Annotated in this window: 1 pseudogene; it reads left to right on the top strand. The window is 42.3% G+C overall.

Annotated elements, in window-relative coordinates:
- A pseudogene (locus A3729_RS04160) lies at window positions 1–568 on the top strand (exodeoxyribonuclease V subunit gamma); the annotation flags it as partial.

Below are 568 nucleotides of genomic sequence, written 5' to 3'. Positions count from 1 at the left end.
CAGGAATTATCTGTATATCAGCTATACGGGTCGCAATATTAGCGATAATTCTATTCGCTACCCCTCTGTACTAGTGAGTGAGCTACAGGATTATTGCCGCACGTATTTTAAAATAGAGAACGAAGCAGATGCCGATGTAGTGGAGTTGTGGACCAAGCAGCACCGCCTGCAAGCTTTTCACTCCGACTATTATTGTGAAAAAGTTTCTGAATCGCACAGTGAAAAAATACTAGACAAAAGCTACAACATGGACTGGATGACACTGTTTTCGCCAAAGCAGGAAGACCTTTCCAGAGGCTTGGAACTTGAGTCTAGAGAAGAGGATGAAACAAATGCCAATGTTCTGGAAATAGACGCGCCTCCATTACATCAGTTCGATATGTTTGCTGAGCCTCAAAGTGATCAACTCGTCGAAGACGATGAAACAGAAATACAGATCCAAAGTCTGTCTTTGGAAGAATTGCTTAGCGCCTTGTCTTCACCTCTTAAGTACTACTATCAGAAAATACTTGGTTTGAAGGTTAGCAAACTGCCAGATGATCTGGAAGAAAGTGAAGCCTTTGCATTG

The sequence above is a fragment of the Oleiphilus sp. HI0043 genome (assembly GCF_001634935.1).
The sequence above is the reverse complement of the archived record's forward strand: the minus strand, read 5'-3'. Positions and strand labels throughout refer to the sequence as shown.